The sequence below is a fragment of the Achromobacter colocynthidis genome, from assembly GCF_057334535.1.
This window is the reverse complement of record NZ_JBHFIZ010000024.1, coordinates 97,573-117,546: the sequence shown is the minus strand read 5'-3', so window position 1 is coordinate 117,546 and position 19,974 is coordinate 97,573. Positions and strand designations below refer to the sequence as shown.

At 65.3% G+C, this 19,974-nt stretch carries 14 protein-coding genes; 11 read left to right on the top strand and 3 right to left on the bottom strand.

The window, feature by feature from the left end; translation table 11 throughout:
* Positions 1-95: 95 nt before the first annotated feature.
* The 3 genes from ACE04A_RS09170 to ACE04A_RS09160 all read left to right on the top strand — a co-directional run bounded on the left by ACE04A_RS09170 (position 96) and on the right by ACE04A_RS09160 (position 1,649).
* Positions 96-299 carry a cold-shock protein gene (locus ACE04A_RS09170; RefSeq protein ID WP_050448526.1) on the top strand — a complete coding sequence of 68 codons (204 nt, stop codon included), beginning with the start codon at positions 96-98 and terminating at the stop codon, positions 297-299.
* 54 nt (positions 300-353) lie between these two features.
* Positions 354-611, top strand: coding sequence for a hypothetical protein (locus tag ACE04A_RS09165; protein WP_259251979.1), 258 nt, complete (start codon positions 354-356; stop codon positions 609-611).
* 120 nt (positions 612-731) lie between these two features.
* Positions 732-1,649: a DUF808 domain-containing protein gene (locus ACE04A_RS09160; protein ID WP_279994993.1), complete on the top strand. Its 918-nt coding sequence runs from the start codon at positions 732-734 to the stop codon at positions 1,647-1,649.
* Positions 1,650-1,748: 99 nt separating this feature from the next.
* Here the strand turns inward: ACE04A_RS09160 and ACE04A_RS09155 are convergent, their stop codons facing one another.
* From ACE04A_RS09155 to ACE04A_RS09145, 3 genes are read right to left on the bottom strand one after another with little or no spacing between them, the layout of a single operon-like run.
* Positions 1,749-3,284, bottom strand: coding sequence for an efflux transporter outer membrane subunit (locus tag ACE04A_RS09155; RefSeq protein ID WP_485820058.1), 1,536 nt, complete (start codon positions 3,282-3,284; stop codon positions 1,749-1,751).
* Entirely contained in the window at positions 3,284-6,496 is a 3,213-nt protein-coding gene (locus ACE04A_RS09150) for an efflux RND transporter permease subunit (RefSeq protein WP_448718591.1), read from the bottom strand. The genes ACE04A_RS09155 and ACE04A_RS09150 overlap by 1 nt, the downstream gene beginning before the upstream one ends.
* Positions 6,493-7,599, bottom strand: coding sequence for an efflux RND transporter periplasmic adaptor subunit (locus ACE04A_RS09145; protein ID WP_485820108.1), 1,107 nt, complete (start codon positions 7,597-7,599; stop codon positions 6,493-6,495). Before ACE04A_RS09145 ends, ACE04A_RS09150 begins: the two co-directional genes overlap by 4 nt.
* Before the next feature lie 212 nt (positions 7,600-7,811).
* Here ACE04A_RS09145 and ACE04A_RS09140 point away from each other — a divergent pair, with 212 nt between their 5' ends.
* The 8 genes from ACE04A_RS09140 (at position 7,812) to ACE04A_RS09105 (ending at position 19,913) form a co-directional block, all read left to right on the top strand.
* Positions 7,812-8,465: a TetR/AcrR family transcriptional regulator gene (locus tag ACE04A_RS09140; RefSeq protein WP_448718590.1), complete on the top strand. Its 654-nt coding sequence runs from the start codon at positions 7,812-7,814 to the stop codon at positions 8,463-8,465.
* A gap of 109 nt (positions 8,466-8,574) precedes the next feature.
* Entirely contained in the window at positions 8,575-10,545 is a 1,971-nt protein-coding gene (locus ACE04A_RS09135; RefSeq protein ID WP_259251971.1) for a BCCT family transporter, read from the top strand.
* A gap of 173 nt (positions 10,546-10,718) precedes the next feature.
* Positions 10,719-11,873 carry an efflux RND transporter periplasmic adaptor subunit gene (locus ACE04A_RS09130; RefSeq protein ID WP_448718589.1) on the top strand — a complete coding sequence of 385 codons (1,155 nt, stop codon included), beginning with the start codon at positions 10,719-10,721 and terminating at the stop codon, positions 11,871-11,873.
* 16 nt (positions 11,874-11,889) lie between these two features.
* A complete protein-coding gene (locus ACE04A_RS09125; RefSeq protein ID WP_485820057.1) occupies positions 11,890-14,991 on the top strand; it encodes a MexW/MexI family multidrug efflux RND transporter permease subunit in 3,102 nt (1,033 codons plus the stop codon).
* Between the two features lie 10 nt (positions 14,992-15,001).
* Complete coding sequence (locus ACE04A_RS09120) at positions 15,002-16,453, top strand: efflux transporter outer membrane subunit (RefSeq protein WP_485820056.1); 1,452 nt, start codon at positions 15,002-15,004, stop codon at positions 16,451-16,453.
* A gap of 29 nt (positions 16,454-16,482) precedes the next feature.
* Positions 16,483-17,151 carry a helix-turn-helix transcriptional regulator gene (locus tag ACE04A_RS09115; protein WP_259251966.1) on the top strand — a complete coding sequence of 223 codons (669 nt, stop codon included), beginning with the start codon at positions 16,483-16,485 and terminating at the stop codon, positions 17,149-17,151.
* Between the two features lie 170 nt (positions 17,152-17,321).
* Positions 17,322-18,218, top strand: a complete 897-nt coding sequence (locus ACE04A_RS09110) for a LysR family transcriptional regulator (protein WP_259251965.1) — start codon at positions 17,322-17,324, stop codon at positions 18,216-18,218.
* Positions 18,219-18,410: 192 nt separating this feature from the next.
* Positions 18,411-19,913, top strand: a complete 1,503-nt coding sequence (locus ACE04A_RS09105) for an ABC transporter substrate-binding protein (protein WP_485820055.1) — start codon at positions 18,411-18,413, stop codon at positions 19,911-19,913.
* Positions 19,914-19,974 lie beyond the last annotated feature (61 nt).

Here is a 19,974-nt window from a genome sequence, read left to right as displayed (position 1 = left end):
GTCTTGCTCCCCTTGGGGCGCTTCATTGTTCGCTGTCCTTTCCTTGATAGGCTCATCTTCGCCGGCAACGCCTGCATTTAAAAAGGAATGAGATTATGGAAACCGGAATCGTAAAGTGGTTTAACGATGCGAAAGGGTTTGGCTTCATCATGCCCGAAGACGGCGGCAAGGATTTATTCGCGCATTTCTCGGAAATCGTCAGCGAAGGACACAAAGTGCTGATGGAAAACCAACGCGTCAGCTACGTCACCGCACAGGGCGCCAAGGGGCCCCACGCCACGCAAATTCGCGCTTTGTAAATAAAGGCCCATTGGGCCTTTAACGTTTGGCCTTTAAATACTGAAGGGGCTTTTATGTTTCACAACAATATGGTTTACAAGGGCTATCGGCTTACCGCCAATGTTTCCCGGATAGCAGTCGGGGGCAGCGGCCGGCCCGCGTTTACCGCAACGGTAGCGGTTGAACTGGCGGCCGACCAAGACAAACTCAACGAGCATCATGCCGTGCCGCTGTTCGAATCAGGCGGATTTGTATCCAGCCCGGGCATGGCAGTGGATGCCGCGATCAATCATGGCCGGCTTGTGGTTGATTCACATGCCAGGCCGTCTTGATAAGCCGCGGCATCGCGCTGCGTACCGGCCAGTCAGGGCCGCCCATTTGGGCGGCCTTTTTGTTGGCGCGCGTGGCCGCCTGTAAACTCTGAGCACCTTCATGGGCTCGGGAGATGCTTGATGGCCGGCAGCAGTTTCTTTGCATTGTTCGATGACATCGCGACCATTCTGGATGACGTTTCCGTCATGACCAAAGTCGCGGCCAAGAAGACGGCCGGCGTGCTGGGCGATGACCTGGCGCTGAACGCGCAGCAGGTCAGCGGGGTGCCGGTCAACCGGGAACTGCCCGTGGTGTGGGCGGTGGCCAAAGGGTCGTTCATCAACAAGCTGATCCTGGTGCCGTCGGCGCTACTGATCAGCGCGTTCGCGCCCTGGGCGGTGACGCCGTTGCTGATGCTGGGCGGCGCGTTCCTCTGCTACGAAGGCGTAGAGAAACTGGCGCACAAATTCCTGCCGCATGGCGAATCTGACGAGGGCAACCACGAGGCGCGCGCGCAAGCCCTGCAGGACACAGCGGTGGACATGGTTGCGTTTGAACGCAACAAGATCAAGGGCGCCATTCGGACCGACTTCATCCTGTCGGCCGAAATCATCGTCATCAGCCTCGGGGCGGTGGCGGGCGCGGATTTCACGCGCCAGGTGGCGGTGCTGTCCATCATTGCCATTGCGATGACGGTCGGCGTGTACGGCCTGGTGGCCGGTATCGTCAAGCTGGACGATCTGGGCTTGCACCTTAGCCAGAAGCGCACGCAGGCGGTGGCGTGGCTGGGCCGGGGCATCGTGGGCGCCGCGCCCTATCTGATGAAGACCCTGTCGGTGGTTGGCACCGCCGCGATGTTCATGGTGGGCGGCGCCATTCTTACGCACGGCATTGCGCCGGTGCACGCGGCCGTTGAACACGCCGCGGCCGCGGTGGGCGGCGGGGGCGTGGTGCAGGCGTTGACGTCCACCGTTCTCAACGCCCTGTTCGGCATCGTGGCCGGTGCGGTGGTGCTGGGCGTGGTCAGCGTCGTCAAGCGGCTGTTCAAGAAAAGCTGAAGCTAAGTTCAGTTCTAACAGGACAAGCAACCAAGGCCCCGCGCCTCAAGCGTTGGGGCCTGTGCGGTCAAGCCGCGCTGAAGACAGAAGCGCGCGTCGTCAGGGCGCTTGCGCCGCCACTTCCGGTGCACGCGCCGGAGAACCCATGGCCTGGAACAGCGCGGCCGTTTCCGTCAGCCGGGCATTTGCGTATTCCAATTCACGCAGCCGCGCCGCCACATAGTGTTCTTCCGCCGCGAACTCGGTATAAGGCGCCAGCGCGCCCAGGCGTACGCGGCTGGCCGTGTTGCGGTAGGACTGCTCGGCCGCGCGGCGCGAGGCCTCGGCCGAGGCCAGCGCTTGCCCGTCGGCGTCCAGCCGCGCCAAGGTATCGGCCACGTCCTGGAATGCGGTCAGCACGGTTTGCTTGTATTGCAGCACCGACGCCTCGTAGCGTTCCTTGGCCGCGCGACGCTCGGCCAACAAGGCACCGCCATGGAAAATGGGCTGAGTGAGCGATGCCCCGATGGCCCAGATGGAACCCGTGCCCGATAGGGCCGCCGGCCAACTGAAGCCGCCTTTGCCCATGGAGGCGGACAGCGACAGGCTGGGGAACAACTGCGCGGTGGCCACACCCACATCGGCGGCGGCGGCCTGTACCACCGCGTCGGCCACCAGAATGTCCGGGCGCGAGGCCAGCAATTCCGAGGGCACGACCACCGGTACTTGGGCCGGCACCGCCAGCATGCTGAAGGCCAGGTCGTCCGGCGCCTGGTCGGGGCTGCGGCCCAGTAGCACCGCCAGCGCATGGCGCGTGGCCTGCCATTGCGCGCGCAGGCCGGGCAGCGAGGCCTCCAGCGTGGCGGCATCCTGGTCGGCATCCAAGGCGTCGTTCTGCGAGGCCGAGCCCAGTTCGTAGCGTCGCTGCGTATCGCGCGCCACCTGGCGCAACAACACCACCTGCTTTTCGGTCAGCGCGACCCGTTCGGCCAGGGAGGCCGACCTGATGGCGCCGGTGACGATATTGCCGGCCAGTGAGCGCCGCGCGGATTCCAGCTGGAAGGCCTGTTGCTCGACTTGCGCCGCCAGCGAGGCATTGGCAAAGCGCGCCGCGCCAAACAGGTCCAGGTCATAGCTGGCCTGGACCTGGCCGGTGAAGACGTTATAGAGCGCCGTGGGCTGGGGCAGGTTGGGCATGGTCAGCGCGCGGTTGCGCGTGGCGCTGGCGCCTGCGTCCACCGACGGCAGCAGCGACGAATTGACCTGCGCGCGCAACTGTTCGCGCGCGCCAGCCAGGTTGCGCTCGGCTGCCGCCAGGTTGGGGCTGTTGGCCAAGCCCTCTTGCACCAGGGCGTTCAGCGCGTCGGAGCCATAGCGTTTCCACCATTCGGGCACGGGCCGCGCACCCTGTTCAAAGCGCTGCGCCACGCCTTGCGCGGCGGCGCCCTGGGCGGGCGTGGGTTCCACACCGTACTGGGCGGGCGAGGCCATCGCGGGCGGCTTGCTGTCTGGAGCGAAAGCGCAAGCGCTCAATGCCAGCAGCAAGGGTAAAGCCAGGGGTAAAGCCAAGGGCCGGGCCAGCGGCCGCGCGCCAGGGCGGGCGGAAGGGATCGTCGGGGTCGGACGAGTGGGGTGGATCGGATGGATCTTCATCATCAGGCTCCTCGTTCCAGCGTGTCGGCCGCGTTGGCGCCGGGTGGCACGCCTTCGGGTTCGTCGCGTTCGTCGTGACGCACGCGGAACCAGGCCGCATACAGCGCGGGCAGGAAGAACAGCGTCAGCACTGTGGCGCTGGTGATGCCGCCCATCAACGCCGTGGCCATGGGGCCGAAGAAGTTGCTGCGCAAGAGCGGAATCAGCGCCAGCACGGCGGCGGCGGCCGTCAACACAATCGGACGGAAGCGCCGCGCGGTGGCGCCGACAATCGCGTCCACGCGTTTGTGGCCGTTCAGGATGTCCTGCTCGATCTGATCAACCAGAATCACTGAGTTGCGCATGATGATGCCGAACATGGCGATGACGCCCAGCATGGCCACGAAGCCGAAGGGCTTGCCGAACAGCAGCAGCGCCGCCACCACGCCGATCAGGCCCAGCGGCGCGGTCAGCACTACCATCAGCACGCGGGCGAAGCTTTGCAGTTGCACCATCAGCAGCGTCAGCACGGCCACCGCCATCAGCGGCATCTGCGCGTTGATGGACGACTGGCCCTTGGCGCTTTCCTCGACCGGCCCACCGACCTCGATCCGGTAGCCCACCGGCAGGTCGGCGCGGATGGCATCCAGCTTCTTGTTGATGGCACGGGTGACGTCGATGCCTTCCGCGCCGCTCACCACATCAGCCTGCACGGTGATGGTGGGCTGGCGGTCGCGTTCCCAGATCACGCCGTATTCCAGGTCGTAATGCACCTGGCCCAGGCTGCCCAGCGGCACGGGGCCATTGGGCCTGGGCATGGCCAGCGTGGCCAGGCGGGCGGGGTCGACCCGTTCTTCGCGCGGCGCGCGCAGGCTGACGTTGATGAGCTTGTCGCGTTCGCGGTACTGCGTCACGGTATAGCCCGACAGCGTCATGGCCAGGAAGTCCGAGATGTCGCTGGAACTGATGCCCAGTTCGCGCGCCTTCTGCTGGTCAATCTCGAAACGCACGGACCGTTCCGAGGGCTCGTCCCAGTCGAACTGTGTGTTGACCGAGCGGCTGTCGGCGCGGACTTCCGCGGCCACTTTTTCCGCCACCGCGCGCACTTCCGGAATCTTGTCGCCACTGACGCGGAACTGCACCTGGTACCCGACGGGTGGCCCGTTTTCAAGCCGCGACAGCCGGGTGCGGATGGCAGGGAAATGCTCGCGCAACATCGGCGCCAGCCAACTGGCCAGCTTTTCGCGGTCTTCCACGGAATGCGCGGTAATGACCAATTGGCCGAAGTTCGGCGTGGCCAGTTGCTGGTCCAGCGGCAGGTAGAAACGCGGTGCGCCGGTGCCCACGAAGCTGACCGTGTGGTCGATCTCGGGTCGACCCTCCAGCGCCTTTTCCACGCGCTCGACCTGGCGCAGCGTGGCCGCGAACGACGCGCCTTCTTGCAGGCGCACGTCCACCAGCAGTTCGGTGCGGTCCGAGCTGGGAAAGAACTGTTGCGGCACGAACTTGAAGCCCGCCATCGCGATGACGAAGATCACCACCGTGCCCGCCAGCACCCAGAAGCGGCGGTCCACGCACCACGCGACCCAGCCGCGCAGGCGCTGGTAGAAGCGGGTGTTGTAGATGTCGTGTTCGTGGTCGTGCGGCAGATGCGCTTCACGCTTGCGTTCAGGCAGCAGCCGGTAACCCAGCAGCGGAATCAGCACCACGGCGGCAAACCACGACGTGATCAGCGCAATGGCCGACACCTGGAAGATTGAACGGGTGTATTCGCCGGTGCTGGACTTGGCCAGCGCAATCGGCAGAAAGCCCGCCACGGTGACCAGCGTGCCGGTCAGCATGGGAAACGCGGTGCTGGTGTAGGCAAAGGCGGCGGCGCGCGCGCGGCTCCAGCCTTGCTCCAGCTTTACCGCCATCATTTCCACGGCGATGATGGCGTCGTCCACCAGCAGGCCCAGCGCCAGCACCAAGGTACCCAGCGACACCTTGTGCAGGCCGATGCCGAACATGTCCATGAACAGCGCGGTGATGGCCAGCACCACCGGTATCGAAATCACCACCACCATGCCGGTGCGCAAGCCCAAGGACACCAGGCTGACAATCAGCACGATGGCCACGGCCTCGGCCACCGAGCGCAGGAATTCATCCACCGAATCCGACACGGCGTCCGGCATGCTGGACACTTCGGTCAGCGTCAGCCCGGCAGGCAGTTGCGCTTTCAGCTTTTCAAAAGTCGTGTCCAGGGATTCGCCCAGGCGCACCACATCCTGGCCCGGCTGCATGGTGATGCCGATGCCCAGCACGGGGGCGCCGCCGAATCGCATTTGTTCAATGGGCGGGTCGTCGTAACCACGGTGGATGGTTGCGATGTCGCCCAGCCGGATCGACTTGCCGTTCACGCGGATCAGCGTATCCGCCAGCGCGCGGCTGTTGTCGAATTGCCCGGTGGGCCGCACGAAGATGCGGTCGTCGGCGGTGGTCAGGGTGCCGGCGCCGGCCACCGCGTTCTGCGTGTTGATGGCTTGCGCAATCTGTTGGGGTGACACGCCCAAGCGCGTCAGTTGCGTGTTGGAGATTTCGATGTAGACGTGTTCGGCCGGGTCGGCAAAGTAGTCAACCTTGGCCACCCCGGGCACGCGCAGCAGCACGGTGCGCAGGCGGTCGGCGTAGTCATGCAGTTGCGCGGGTGTAAAGCCGTCGCCGTGCAGCGTGTAGATGTTGGTGTAGACGTCGCCGAATTCGTCGTTGAAGAACGGGCCTTGCACGCCTTGCGGCAGCGTGGCCTGGATGTCGCCCACCTTCTTGCGGATCTGGTACCACTGGTCGGCCACCGTGTTGGCGGGCGCCGAGTCTTTCATGGTGTAGAAGATCAACGATTCGCCGGGCCGCGAATAGCTGCGCAAGAAGTCCGTATTGGCGGTTTCCTGCAGCTTCTTGCCGATGCGGTCGGTTACCTGTTCCTGCACCTGCTGCGCGGTGGCGCCGGGCCACAGGGTCTTGATGACCATCACGCGGAACGTGAAGGGCGGGTCTTCGGACTGGGCCAGCTTGGAGTACGACAGCACGCCAAAGAGCGTGACCAGCGTAATCAGGAAAATCACCAACGGCTGGTGGCGCAATGCCCAGGCCGACAGGTTGAATTTGCCTTCCTTGTGCTCGTGGCCGGGGTCATTGCCAGGTTGGTTGCCAGGTTCGTGGCCAGCTTCCTTGCCAGGTTCTTGGGGGCCGGCGCTCATGATGCGAAGTCCTCGGGGTGCAAGGGCGCCACGGGGCGGACTTTTTCACCGGCGGTCACCGTATGTACCCCTTGCCAAACCACGCGCTCGCCAGCTTGCACGCCGTTGGACAGCGTGACCGTACGTGCGTCATAGCGCAGCACCTTTACGCGGCGCAGTTCCAGCGTGTCTTCTTGCGGCTTCACGACCCACACGGCGGGTTCCTTGCCGTCATGGAACAGCGCCGTGGCGGGCACGGTGTAGGTAGCTTGGCTTGCGGCGCCGGGGTTGTCGAAGCTGATGTTGGCGGTCATGCCCAGCCGCACATCTGGCGAGGGCGATTCCAGCGTGAGCTTGACGCGGTAGGTGCGGCTTTGCGGGTCGGCGGCGGGCGCGATCTCGCGCAGGACGGCGGTAAAAGTCTGGCCGGGCAGGGGTCCCAAGGTGACGCTGGCGCGCTGCCCCACGGTCAGCCCCGCCAGCACGCTTTCCGGTACGTCGCAGATGGCGTCGATATCGCCGGCCCAGGCCAGTTGGTAGACGGGCGTGCCTGCGGCCACGTTCTGGCCCGTGTCGGCCTGTTCGGCGGTGATCACACCGGCCTGGTCGGCTTTTAGCGTGGTGTATTCAAGCTGGTCGGCCGATAACGCGGCTTGCTGCGCGGCCTGGTCGCGTTGCGCCAATGCCGAGGCATAGGCGTTGCGGGTCTGTTCCAACTGGTTCGTCGCGATCAGGTTTTCGCGTGCCTGGGCGCGGTCGCGCTCCAACTGTTGGCGCGCGTACGTCAGTTGATGCTGCGCGGCCGACAATTGGGCCTTGGCGGCCGCGGCGTTCTTGGCGGCGTCGGCGGGGTCCAGCTTGGCCACGACCTGCCCCGGCACCACGCTGTCGCCCAGCCTGACCTTGCGTTCGATGATCTTGCCACCCACGCGGAAAGACAACGGTGTGCTGTAGCGCGCCTGGACTTCGCCCGGCAAGGTCCAGGCGGGCAGGCGCTCGTCGCCCTGGGTGGGCATGGCGACCACGGGGCGGGGGGCGGGCGCGGGCGCTTCCTTGCGGCCGCAGGCGGCTACGGCCAGGGTCAAGGCCAGCACGGCCGGCAGCGCCAGGCGGCGCGTCCAGATTCGGCGATGCGAAAAGGCAGGCGAAGATGCCGTGTCGACGGCAGGGGCGCGCACCGGCGAATGTGGGCGGGAACCAGGGAAATTCACGAAACACCTCGCGGCGCGAAGATGGAAAAAGAAGAATCAAACTCAATACGGCCTGAATTCTAATGCGGTAATGTATTCAGATACAAGGGTGTATTTGAAGTTGCGGCCAGTGCTAAACTCGCGCCATGTCAAAAGTCCGCCTTACCCGTGAGCAAAGCCGAGACCAGACCCGTCAGCGTCTGCTGGACGCTGCGCAATCGGTTTTTCTCAGCAAGGGTTTTGTGGCCGCCAGCGTTGAAGACATCGCCGAACTGGCGGGTTATACGCGCGGGGCCTTCTATTCCAATTTCGGCAGCAAGTCCGAACTTTTCCTGCACTTGCTCAGGCGCGATCACGACAAGGTAATGGCCGACATGCGCGCCATCTTCGAAGCAGGCGAATCGCGCCAGCAAATGGAGGCGCGCGTGCTGGCGTACTACAGTACGCACCACCGCGAAAACGATTGCTTCCTGCTCTGGATGGAAGGCAAGCTGCAAGCGGCGCGCGACCCGGATTTTCGCGTGGGCTTCACCGACTGCCTGCGTGAATTGCGCGCGGCCACCACCGAATACGTGCGCCAGTTTTCCGCCCAGGTCGGCACGCCGCTGCCGCTGCCCGCCGAACAGTTGGCGGTGGGCTTGCTGGCCTTGTCGGACGGCATGCAGTTCAGCTATGCGTTCGACCCGCAAGGGGTCAGCCTGGAAATGACCGAAGCCGTGCTGGCGGGATTTTTCCGCCGCGTGGTGTTTGGCGATCCTACACCGGAGAAGGCGGCGGACGGTCCGTTGGACGGCAAGTAAGGCATTGTCATCCACACGCTGGCCGTGATAGTAATACCTGCGGCGCGCTGTCGGACTGAGGGGGGCCGCGCATCGGAAATTTCCACCCTCGGGCGAAAGGAGCTGCTGCATGACTTCAGAAACCCGACCATCCACCATCAATCGACCTGTATTTTTTCCAGCGGCCATCTTCACGCTGCTGCTGGTCGGGTTCGCGATTCTGGCGCCCAAGCAGGCGCAGACCGTGTTCGACGCGGTGCAAGGCTGGATCCTGGGCAACGCCAGTTGGTTCTACATCCTGGTCGTTGCGATCATCTTGCTAGCCGTGGTGTTCCTGGCGGTCAGCCGGTATGGCGACATCAAGCTGGGGCCTGACCACAGCGAACCTGACTACCGCAACTTCACCTGGTTCGCGATGCTGTTTTCCGCGGGCATGGGTATCGGCCTGATGTTCTTCGGCGTGGCCGAACCGGTGATGCACTTCATGTCGCCGCCCGTGGGTGAAGGCGGTACCGCCATCGCGGCGCGCGAGGCCATGAAGATCACCTTCTTCCACTGGGGCCTGCACGCCTGGGCGATCTATGCGGTGGTGGCGCTGGTGCTGGCCTTCTTCAGCTACCGGCATGGCTTGCCGCTGACGTTGCGTTCGGCCTTGTATCCGCTGATCGGCAACCGCATCCACGGGCCGATCGGGCACGCCGTCGACATCTTCGCCATTCTGGGCACGGTGTTGGGCGTGGCGACCTCGCTGGGGCTGGGCGTGGCGCAGATCAACAGCGGGCTGAATCACTTGTTCGGCATACCGGTAGGGGTGACGACGCAGATCATCCTGATCATCATCACCTGCGGGCTGGCGACGATATCGGTGGCCAGCGGGCTGGACAAGGGCATTCGCATCCTGTCCGAAACCAATCTGGTGCTGGCCGCGGTGCTGTTGCTGTTCGTGCTGATCGTGGGCCCCACCGTGTTCCTGTTCCAGACCTTTGTCCAGAACACGGGCGCGTACCTGTCCGACATCGTCAACAAGACCTTCAACCTGTACGCCTACGAGCCCACCGACTGGATCGGCGGCTGGACGCTGTTCTATTGGGGCTGGTGGATTGCGTGGTCGCCCTTCGTGGGCATGTTCATCGCGCGCATCTCGCGCGGGCGCACGATCCGCGAGTTCGTCACCGGGGTGCTGCTGGTGCCGGCGGGTTTCACGCTGTTCTGGATGACCGTATTCGGCGACACCGCCATCCACATGATCCTGGTGGACAAGGTGCAGGGCTTGGCGGAAGTCGTGGACGCCGATTCGTCACTGGCCTTGTTCGCCTTTCTTGAGCAATTGCCCTGGAGCGGGGTGCTGTCGGTCATTGCCATTGCGATGGTGGCGGTGTTCTTCGTGACCTCGGCCGACTCGGGGGCGCTGGTGGTTGACTTGCTGGCATCGGGCGGATCAGACCGCACGCCGGTCTGGCAACGCATCTTCTGGTCGCTGCTGATGGGCGCGGTGGCCATCGCCCTGTTGCTGGCTGATGGCCTGAAGGCGCTTCAGACCGCCACCATCGCCAGCGCGCTGCCGTTCTCCATCATCTTGCTGCTGTCCCTGTGGGGCTTGTTCAAGGCGCTGAAGCTGGACGCCACCAAGCGCGGCATCCGCTACCAGTCACTGACCTTGTCGCGCCCCGCGCGCGGCGGGCAGTCCTGGGAGCGCCGGCTGCGCAACATGGTGATGATGCCGCGCCGTTCGCACGTGCAACGCTTTATCAGCGACGTGGTGCGGCCTGCCTTGGAAGACGTGGCTGATGAACTGCGCAAGCAGGGCTACGCCGTTGAAGTGCGCGAAAACGAAAGCGACGGCAGCGCCGTGCTTGAGGTGTCCCACGGCGAGCATCTGGACTTTTCGTACGCCGTGCAGCCCGAGGCCTTTGTGCGCCCCAGCCTGACGCCGGAGGAGGCCGCCGACGAAGAAGAACGCAAGTATTTCCGCGCCGAAGTGCACTTGCGCGAAGGCGGGCAGGACTACGACATCATGGGCTGGAGCCGCGATGCCGTCATCGGCGACATCCTGGACCAGTACGAACGCCATCGCCATTACCTGCACATGGTTCGAACCTGAGCCCCGGCCTTGCCGGAACCTTGCGCCTGACCCAAAACCGCCAGCATCGCCTGGCGGTTTTTTTTTCGCCCGATAGCCGGGCGCTATTTCCCACATTGCATCTGCCACTTTGACGAAGCACGCCGAATCATGGATTATCCAAGCTTATCCTTGGATAAATAAAAGAGAGAATCATGAAGGCGAAATCTGGGGCATGGGCGGCAAGCGCCGCCGTGCTGGCGTTGGTGGTGGCAGGTGGGCTGGCCTGGAAGTACAGCCAGGCGTCGCAGCAGGGCGAATGGGCAATGGCGCCTGCCAAGGTGGCCGTGGCGCCCGCGGTGCAGGCGGCTTTTCCAATGGCCTTGAGCGGGATCGGGTCCCTGGAGGCAACGCGCCAGGTGCAGGTGCCGGCGGAAGTGGACGGCCGCGTCACGCAGATTCTTTTCACGGCGGGCCAGCAGGTCAAGGCCGGCCAATTGCTGGTGCAGATGAACGATGCGCCCGAGCAGGGCGAACTGGCGCGCCTGCAAGCGCAGGCCCGTAATGCGCGCGCCTTGCTGGAACGCACGCGGCGCCTGTTGCCGCAACAGGCGGCCACGCGTGAACAGTTGGAGCAGGCGCAGGCAGACTATGACCAGGCCGCCGCCGACATCAAGCGAGTGCAGGCGCTGATTGAGCAAAAACGCGTCAAGGCCCCGTTTGACGGCGTGCTGGGTGTGCGCCGCGTCAACCTGGGCCAGTTCACCCGGGCGGGCGATGCGCTGGTATCGCTGACGGACGCCTCCACCGTGTACGCCAATATCACCTTGCCCGAACAGGCGCTGGGCGCGGTGCGCGCCGGGCAGCCAGTGACCGTGACGGTGGACGCCCATGCCGGACGCGAGTTCGCCGGCCAGGTGACAACGGTGGAACCACAGGTGGATGCCGGTTCGCGCACGGTGCGCGTGCAAGCCACCTTGGCGAACGCCGACGGGGCGCTTGCGGCCGGCATGTTCGCGCACGGCCGTATCGGCCTGCCCGACCGCCCCAACGTGATCACCGTGCCCGAAACCGCCGTCAGCTACAGCGCCTATGGCGATTCGGTGTTCGTGCTGGCGCGCGCCAAGGCCGGCCAGGACGGCGCCGCCGCCACGGTGCGGCAAGCCTATGTCAAGACCGCCGAGCGCCTGCGCGGTCGAGTGGTCGTGACCGAGGGCCTGCAAGCGGGCGACCAGGTGGTGACGTCGGGCCAGCTGCGCCTGCACAACGGCGCGGCGGTGGAAGTCATTCCGTCCGACACCGTTGCGCTGGGCGGGTCTGTGCAAACCCCGGCGAAAACGGTGGCGCAAGCCCCGGCGCAAGCCGATTGACGCGGCGGAGACAAGCATGACTTTCACCGATCTCTTCGTGCGCCGGCCGGTGCTGGCCCTGGTGGTCAGCACGCTGATCCTGCTGCTGGGCATCAAGGCGCTAAGCGGCCTGCCGGTGCGGCAGTATCCGCTGACCGAAAGCACCACCATCACCATCACCACGCAATACCCCGGTGCATCGCCCGAGCTGATGCAGGGCTTTGTCACGCAACCCATCGCGCAATCCGTGGCCACGGTCGAGGGCATTGACTACCTGTCGTCGTCTTCCACCCAGGGCCGCAGCGTCATCACGGTACGGATGAAGCTGAACGCCGATTCCAACAAGGCCATGACCGAGGTCATGGCCAAGGTCAACGAGGTCAAGTACCGGCTGCCGCAAGACGTCTACGACCCGGTGCTGGTCAAGTCCGCCGGCGAGGCGACGGCCGTGGCCTATGTGGGTTTTTCCAGCAGCACGCTGTCATTGGCGGCGTTGACTGATTACCTGTCGCGCGTGGTGCAGCCGCAGTTGTCGTCGATAGACGGCGTGGCCAGCGTGGAACTCTACGGCGGGCAAAAGCTGGCGATGCGTGTATGGCTGGATCCCAACCGCATGGCGGCTCGCGGCATTTCGGCGGGCGAGCTGGCCCAGGCGCTGCGCGACAACAACGTGCAGGCGGCGCCCGGCCAGGCCAAGGGCCTGTATGTGGTGTCCAACATCCAGGTCAACACCGACCTGGTGAATGTGGCGGAATTCCGCGATCTGGTCGTCAAGCGCGATGGCGACGCGCTGGTGCGGCTGGGCGATGTGGCCACGGTGGAACTGGGGGCGGCGTCCACCGATTCCAGTGGCCTGATGGACGGCGAACCGGCCGTCTACTTCGGCCTGAACGCCACGCCGGTGGGCAACCCGCTGGTCATCGTCAAGCGCCTGCAAGAACTGGTGCCCAACATCAAGCAGAACCTGCCGCCCGGCACCAGCGTGCAAGTGCCTTTCGAGCTGGCGCGCTTCATCAGCGCGTCCATCGACGGCGTGATGCAAACCTTGCTGGAAGCCATTGCCATCGTGGTGGTGGTGATCTTCCTGTGCCTGGGTTCGTTGCGCGCGGTGCTGATTCCGGTCGTCACCATTCCGCTGTCCATGCTGGGCGGGGCGGCCATCATGGCGCTGTTCGGTTTCAGCGTGAACCTGTTGACGTTGCTGGCGATGGTGCTGGCCATCGGCCTGGTGGTGGACGACGCCATCGTGGTGGTGGAAAACGTGCACCGGCATATCGAAGAGGGCAAGCCGCCCGTGCGGGCGGCGTTGATCGGCGCGCGTGAGGTCGCGGGGCCGGTGATCGCCATGACCATCACGCTGGCCGCGGTGTATGCGCCCGTCGGCCTGATGGGCGGGCTGACCGGGTCGCTCTTCAAGGAGTTCGCCTTTACGCTGGCGGGCGCGGTGGTGGTGTCGGGCGTCATTGCGCTGACTCTGTCGCCCGTGATGAGTTCGTTTCTGCTGAACAGCCGCGTGTCCGATGGCTGGATGGCGCGCCGCGCCGAGCACTTCTTTGGCCGACTGGGCAACGCCTATGGCAGCGTGCTGGACGTGTCGCTGCGGCATCGCTGGGTGACCGGGTTGATTGCGGTGGCGGTGCTGATCAGCCTGCCGTTCCTGTACAACGCCGCGCAGCGCGAGCTGGCGCCGGTGGAAGACCAGTCCACCGTGCTGACCGCGATCAAGTCGCCGCAGCAGGCCAACATTGATTACGTGGAAAAGTTCGGCAAGAAGTGGGACGACGTCATGAAGACCGTGCCCGAGCAGAAGGGGCGCTGGCTGATCAACGGATCGGATGGCGTGTCCAACAGCATCGGTGGGGTGGACTTCGTGGACTGGCAAGACCGCAAGCGCAGCGCCGACGAGATCCAGGCTGACATGCAGTCGCTGGCCAATCAGGTGGAAGGCAGCAACATCTTTGCGTTCCAGTTGCCGTCGTTGCCGGGTTCCACCGGCGGCCTGCCGGTGCAGATGGTGCTGATGAGCGCGGCCGATTACCCGGTGGTCTACGAGGCCATGGAAGACTTGAAGAAGGCCGCGCGCGAAAGCGGTTTGTTCATGGTGGTGGATAGCGACCTGGACTACAACAACCCGGTGGTGCAGTTGAAGGTGGACCGCGCCAAGGCCAACAGCCTGGGCGTCACCATGAAAGCCATCGGCGACACCTTGGCGGTGCTGGTGGGCGAAAACTACGTCAACCGCTTCGGCATGGACGGGCGTTCGTATGACGTCATTCCGCAGAGCCAGCGCGAACAACGTGTGTCGCCCGAAGCCTTGGCGCAATTCCACGTCAAGAGCGCCAGCGGCGCGCAGGTGCCGCTGTCCAACCTGGTGACGGTGTCCATGGGCGTGGAACCCAATTCGCTGACCCAGTTCAATCAGTTGAACGCCGCCACGTTCCAGGCCATCCCGATGCCCGGCGTCACCATGGGCGACGCGGTGAAGTTCCTGTCGGCACAGGCGCAGCGGCTGCCCGCCGGCTTCAGCTATGACTGGCAATCGGACGCGCGCCAGTTCAGCCAGGAAGGCTCGGCGCTGATGATCACTTTCCTCTTCGCCATCATCGTCATCTATCTGGTGTTGGCCGCCCAGTACGAGAGCTTGCGCGACCCGTTCATCATTCTGGTCAGCGTGCCCATGTCGATTTGCGGCGCCTTGATTCCGCTGGCGCTGGGCATGGCCACCATCAATATCTATACGCAGATCGGCCTGGTGACGTTGATCGGCCTGATCAGCAAGCACGGCATCCTGATGGTGGAGTTCGCCAACGAGATGCAGCTTAGCCACGGGCTGGATCGGCGCGCGGCGATGGAGCAGGCCGCCCGCATCCGGCTGCGTCCCATCTTGATGACGACGGCCGCGATGGTGATGGGGCTGATTCCCCTGCTGTTTGCCACGGGGGCGGGTGCGCACAGCCGCTACAGCCTGGGCCTGGTGATTGTGGTGGGGCTGTTGGTGGGCACGCTGTTCACGCTGTTTGTGCTGCCCACCGTGTACACCGTGTTCGCCCGAGACCATCGGGCCGCCCACGACACGCCGCGAGCGCGTGAACTGTTGGCGGCGCAGGCAGAAGACGCCCGCCCGGCGCCCACGCATTAAGGATGCAACCATGACCCATATTCTTCGACCTTATCGCCTGCGCCGCGCGGCCTCCGTATCGCTGGCCGCGCTGGCGCTGGCGGGCTGCGCCGTCGGCCCGGACTACCAAACGCCGCAGGCCGCGCCCGTGGTGCTGGCCAGCCCCGAGCAAGCGCTGTTTTCCGCCGACCAGGTGCAACGGACCTGGTGGAAGCAATTGCAAGACCCCCAGTTGGACCGACTTGTGGACCTGGCGTTAAGCCGCAACCACGATATCCGCATCGCCCAGGCCCGCTTGGCAGAATCCCGCGCGGTGCTGGATGAAAAGGAACTGGACCGCTTGCCCGTGGTGACGCTGGACGGGCGCTACGAGCGCAGCCTGTCGCAAGCCAACGCCGGCGTGGCCGGCCAGCGCAATCTGGCCCAAAGCTACCGGGCGGGTTTTGACGCCACCTGGGAGCTGGACCTGTTTGGCCGGTTGCGCTACGCGGCGCAGGGCGCGGCGGCGCGCAGCGAAGCGCAAGCGGCGGACCTGGCCCAGACGCGCATCGTGGTGGCGGCCGAGGTCGCCCGCAATTACTTCGAACTGCGTGGCGCCGAGCAGCGTCTGGCCGTGGCGCAGGCGAATCTGGACAGCCAGCGCGACAGCCTTCGCGTGACGCAGGCCCTGGTCGCGGCGGGCCGGGGTGACGAAGGCGACCTGGCCAGTGCGCGCGCCGAACTGGAAACCGTGCAAGCCAGCGTGCCGGTGCAGGTGACGGCCAAGCGCCTGGCGCGCTACCGGCTGGCGGTGCTGGCGGGGCTGCGGCCGGTGGAACTGGCTGAGCTGGACGCGGGCACGCCGCTGGCGCCCTTGGCTGCGCGCCTGCCGATTGGCGACGTGGCGGCCTTGCTGTCGCGCCGGCCAGACGTGGCGGCGGCCGAGCGCAACATGGCGGCCGCCAACGCGGACGTGGGCGTAGCCACCGCCGAGCTATATCCCCGTATCGACCTGGGCGGCTTCCTGGGCTTTGTCGCGTTGCGCGGGGCTGACTTCGGGTCGGCTTCCAGCCGGGCGTTCAGTGTGGCGTCCGGCGTCAACTGGCCTGCCTTGCATCTGCCGACGGCGCTGGCCCGCAAGCGCGCGGCGGTTGCGCGGTCGGAAGGCGTGGTGGCGCGCTACGAGCAGACGGTGTTGCAGGCAGTGGAAGAACTGGAATCGGCGCTGACTGAATTCGGCCAGACGCAGCAACGCCTGGGCAACCTGGCGCAGGCGGCTGCCTATAGCGGCCGCGCGGCGGAACTTGCGCAACTGCGCTATCGCGAGGGCAGTGCGCCGTATTTGACGGTGCTGGACGCGCAGCGTACGCTTTTGCGCGCCCAGGACGCCGTGGCGGTGGCCGAAACCGAGTCCTATACGCGCCTGGTTGCCCTGTACAAAGCCGTGGGCGGAGGCTGGCAGGCGCCAGGCCAAGCGGAATCGGCAAAGATCATGGCACCATAGGAACCATCTCCCGGAGTATCGATCCCCTCATGTCCGACAGTCTGTCCCACCCCGTCACCTGGATGCCGCATCAGCCGGCGGACCGCGTGCTCATGACCTTGAAGACGCGCGGCCCGCAGTCCACCGCGGTCATCGCGAAGGCCATGGACGTGACGGCCGAGGCCGTGCGCCAGCAGATGACGCGCTTGCATGCGGACGGGCTGGTGGATTCCGAAAGCCACAGCGCGGGGCGTGGCCGGCCTACCCAGATCTGGTTCCTGACCGAGGCCGGCCATGGCCGCTTTCCCGACACGCACGCCGAAATGACGGTGCAGATGATCGGCGCCGTGCGGCAGGTGTTCGGCGACGAGGGGGTGGAAAAGCTGATTCAGGCGCGCGAGGCCGCGATGCTGGACGGCTACCAGAAGGCGATGGCGGGGGCGCAGGATTTGCAGGCCCGGTTGGAGCGCCTGGTGCAGGTGAGGTCAGCCGAAGGGTATATGGCTGAACTGCGTGCTGACGGTGACGGGTTTTTGTTTATCGAGAACCACTGCCCGATATGTTCGGCGGCCAAGGCCTGTATGGGGTTTTGCCGCAGTGAATTGGAGTTGTTCCGCAAGGTGCTGGGGGCGGGGGTTCGGGTGGAGCGGGAAGAGCATATTCTTAGCGGGGCGCGGCGGTGTGCGTATCGGGTGGGGGTGGGTGGCGGCGCGGATTGATGGGTTGCGCGCTTCACCCATCCTACCGAGGTTGCGGCTAGGCAGGCGTTACCCATGTCTCCGAACAGGCGTTACCCATGTCCCTGAACAGGTGTTAACCGTATCCCCGATCATGTGTTGCCTAGGTCCCCGGTTCATGCGGGTCCGTACATTCCATTCGACGTTCGCGTATGACTCTCAAGCAACTTGAAGCGTTTTATTGGGCGGCGACCTGCGCCAGTTTTGCCGTGGCCGCTGAACGCCTGCACCTGTCGGTGTCGTCGCTATCGAAGCGCATCACCGAACTTGAGGATGCGCTGGGCCAGCCGCTGTTTGATCGCAGCGGGCACAAGGCCGCGCTGACCGACGCCGGGCAACGGCTGGTGCCGCAGGCGCGTGAGTTGCTGGCGGCGGCCGACCAGGTGCGCGCGTCCATGGCGGAAACCCCCGGCCTGCGCGGCCGCTGCCGCTTTGGCGTGGGCGAACTGACCGCCTTGACCTGGCTGCCGCGCCTGATCGGCGTGGTGCGCGCGGCGTATCCCGACCTGGTGCTGGAACCGTATGTGGACATCGGCCAGGTGCTGGAGCAGCGGGTGGCTGACGGCGAACTGGATTTCGCCGTCATCGCGGGCAGATCCTCGCGCGCGAACATCGCATCGACCCCGATCGGCGAGGCCCGCTTCGCCTGGGCCGCGGCGCCCGCCGTGTTGGGCGACGAAACCCGCATGACCCCGGCTTTGCTGGCCCGCCTGCCGCTGGTGATGCTGCCGGCCGGTGCTGGCACGACCCGGATCATTGACGATTGGCTGGCGGGGCGCGAGGCGGCGGGCGAACGCCTGTGCTGCAACAACTGGGGCGCCATCGTGGGGCTCTTGATCGAAGGCACGGGGGTAGGGTTGATACCGGAGCACTGGGCGCGCGCGCTGCAAGCCGAGGGCAGCCTGCGCATGCTGCAAGGCGATCCCGAACCCGCCGCCTTGCCCTATGCGTTCCAGCAGCGTCGCGACGACGCCCGCCCGCTGGTAGCCCGCCTGCGCGAGTCCGTAGCGGCGGCCGTGGATTTTTCGGCGCCTTGCCGCTTGCCCTGACCTAGGCCTGGCTGACCGCTGCCGCTTGCCCTGATCCCCGCTTGTCCTGCCCCCCTGTTGTCTGGCCGTGGCTGCGGGCGTCCGCAAGGCGGCCGATCCTTGCCCGAGTGCTGGGGCCTACCCCGCGCCCCTCTATACAATCGCCGCGCGCCTGGCGCAGAATCCAACAAGATGCATCGACGGAGATCTTTCATGCGTAAACTTTGCCTCGCCATGGCCATGGCGGGAATGCTGGCTAGCGGCCTGGCGCAAGCCCAGTCCACCCTTCGTATCGGCTTGCAGGACGATCCGGACGTGCTGGACCCGGCGCGCGCGCGCACGTTCGTGGGCCGTATCGTGTTCGCCTCGCTGTGCGACAAGCTGGTTGATATCTCGCCCGATCTGAAGTTCGTGCCGCAGTTGGCGCAGTCCTGGACGATCGGCCCCGACAATAAAACCCTGACGTTCAAGCTGCGCACCGACGCCGTCTTCCATGACGGCACGCCGGTCAACGCCGCCGCGGTCAAGGCCAACCTGGATCGCGCCCGCACGCTGCCCGACAGCAACCGCAAGAGCGAGCTTGCCACCGTGGCCAGCGTCGATGCGCCCGACGAGCACACCGTTGTGCTGAACCTGTCGCAACCCGACGCCTCGCTGCTGTCGCAGTTGTCGGACCGCGCCGGCATGATGATGTCGCCCGCCAGCTTCGACAAGGATCCCGGCGGCAAGCCGGTGTGCTCGGGCCCGTACCAATTCAAGGAGCGCGTGCAGAACGACCGCATCGTGCTCGAGAAATTTCCCAAGTATTGGGACGCCGCCAACTACCATTTCGACCGTCTGGTCTTCACGCCGATTCCCGACACCACCGTGCGCCTGAACAACTTGCGCGCGGGCGATCTGGACATCATCGAGCGTGTGGCGCCCAGCGACGCCAAGGCCGTGAAGGACGACGGCAACCTGCGCCTGGCGCCCGTGACCGGCCTGGGCTTCCAGTCCATCTCGATCAACCTGGGCAACGGCGCGCGCGCCGCCAACCCGCTGGCCAAGGACAAGCGCGTGCGTCAGGCGCTGGACCTGGCCATTGACCGCGATGTGCTGAACCAGGTGATCGGCGAAGGCATGTTCCAGCCTGCTTACCAGCCGTTCCCGCCCGCCAGCTTTGCCTACAACACCGCCTTCGAACACAAGGGCCGCGACCCGAAGAAGGCGCAGGCGCTGCTGAAAGAGGCCGGTTTTGACCGCGTGAAGTTCGAGATCACCTTCGGCAACAACACCACCATGCAGCAGGTGTTCGAGCTGGTGCAGGCGATGGGCTCCGAGGCCGGCTTTGACATCACCCTGCGTCCGGTGGAATTTGCGTCGCTGCAATCCTCGCTTGCGCGCGGCGATTTCCAAGTGGGCCAAAGCGGTTGGTCGGGCCGGGTTGATCCCAGCGGCAATATCCATCAGTACCTGAGCTGCAAGGGCAATCTGAATGACGGCAAGTTCTGCGATGCCGGCGTGGACAAGCTGCTGAACGACGCGCGCGCCGAAGCCGACACGGCCAAGCGCCGCGCCCTGTACGACCAGGTGCTGGCCAGCATGCAGGACCAGCGCCCCATCGTCTACCTGTTCTACCTGCCGTGGACGTTCGGCGTGCAGAAGAAGGTAGAGGGCTTCGTGCCGTACCCTGATGGCCTGATCCGCCTGAAGGGCGTAACCGTCGCCAAGAAGTAAGCTGGGCGGCCAACGACGGGATCCGGTTTCGGATCCCGTTTTTTATCGTTGCGGGGGGGCG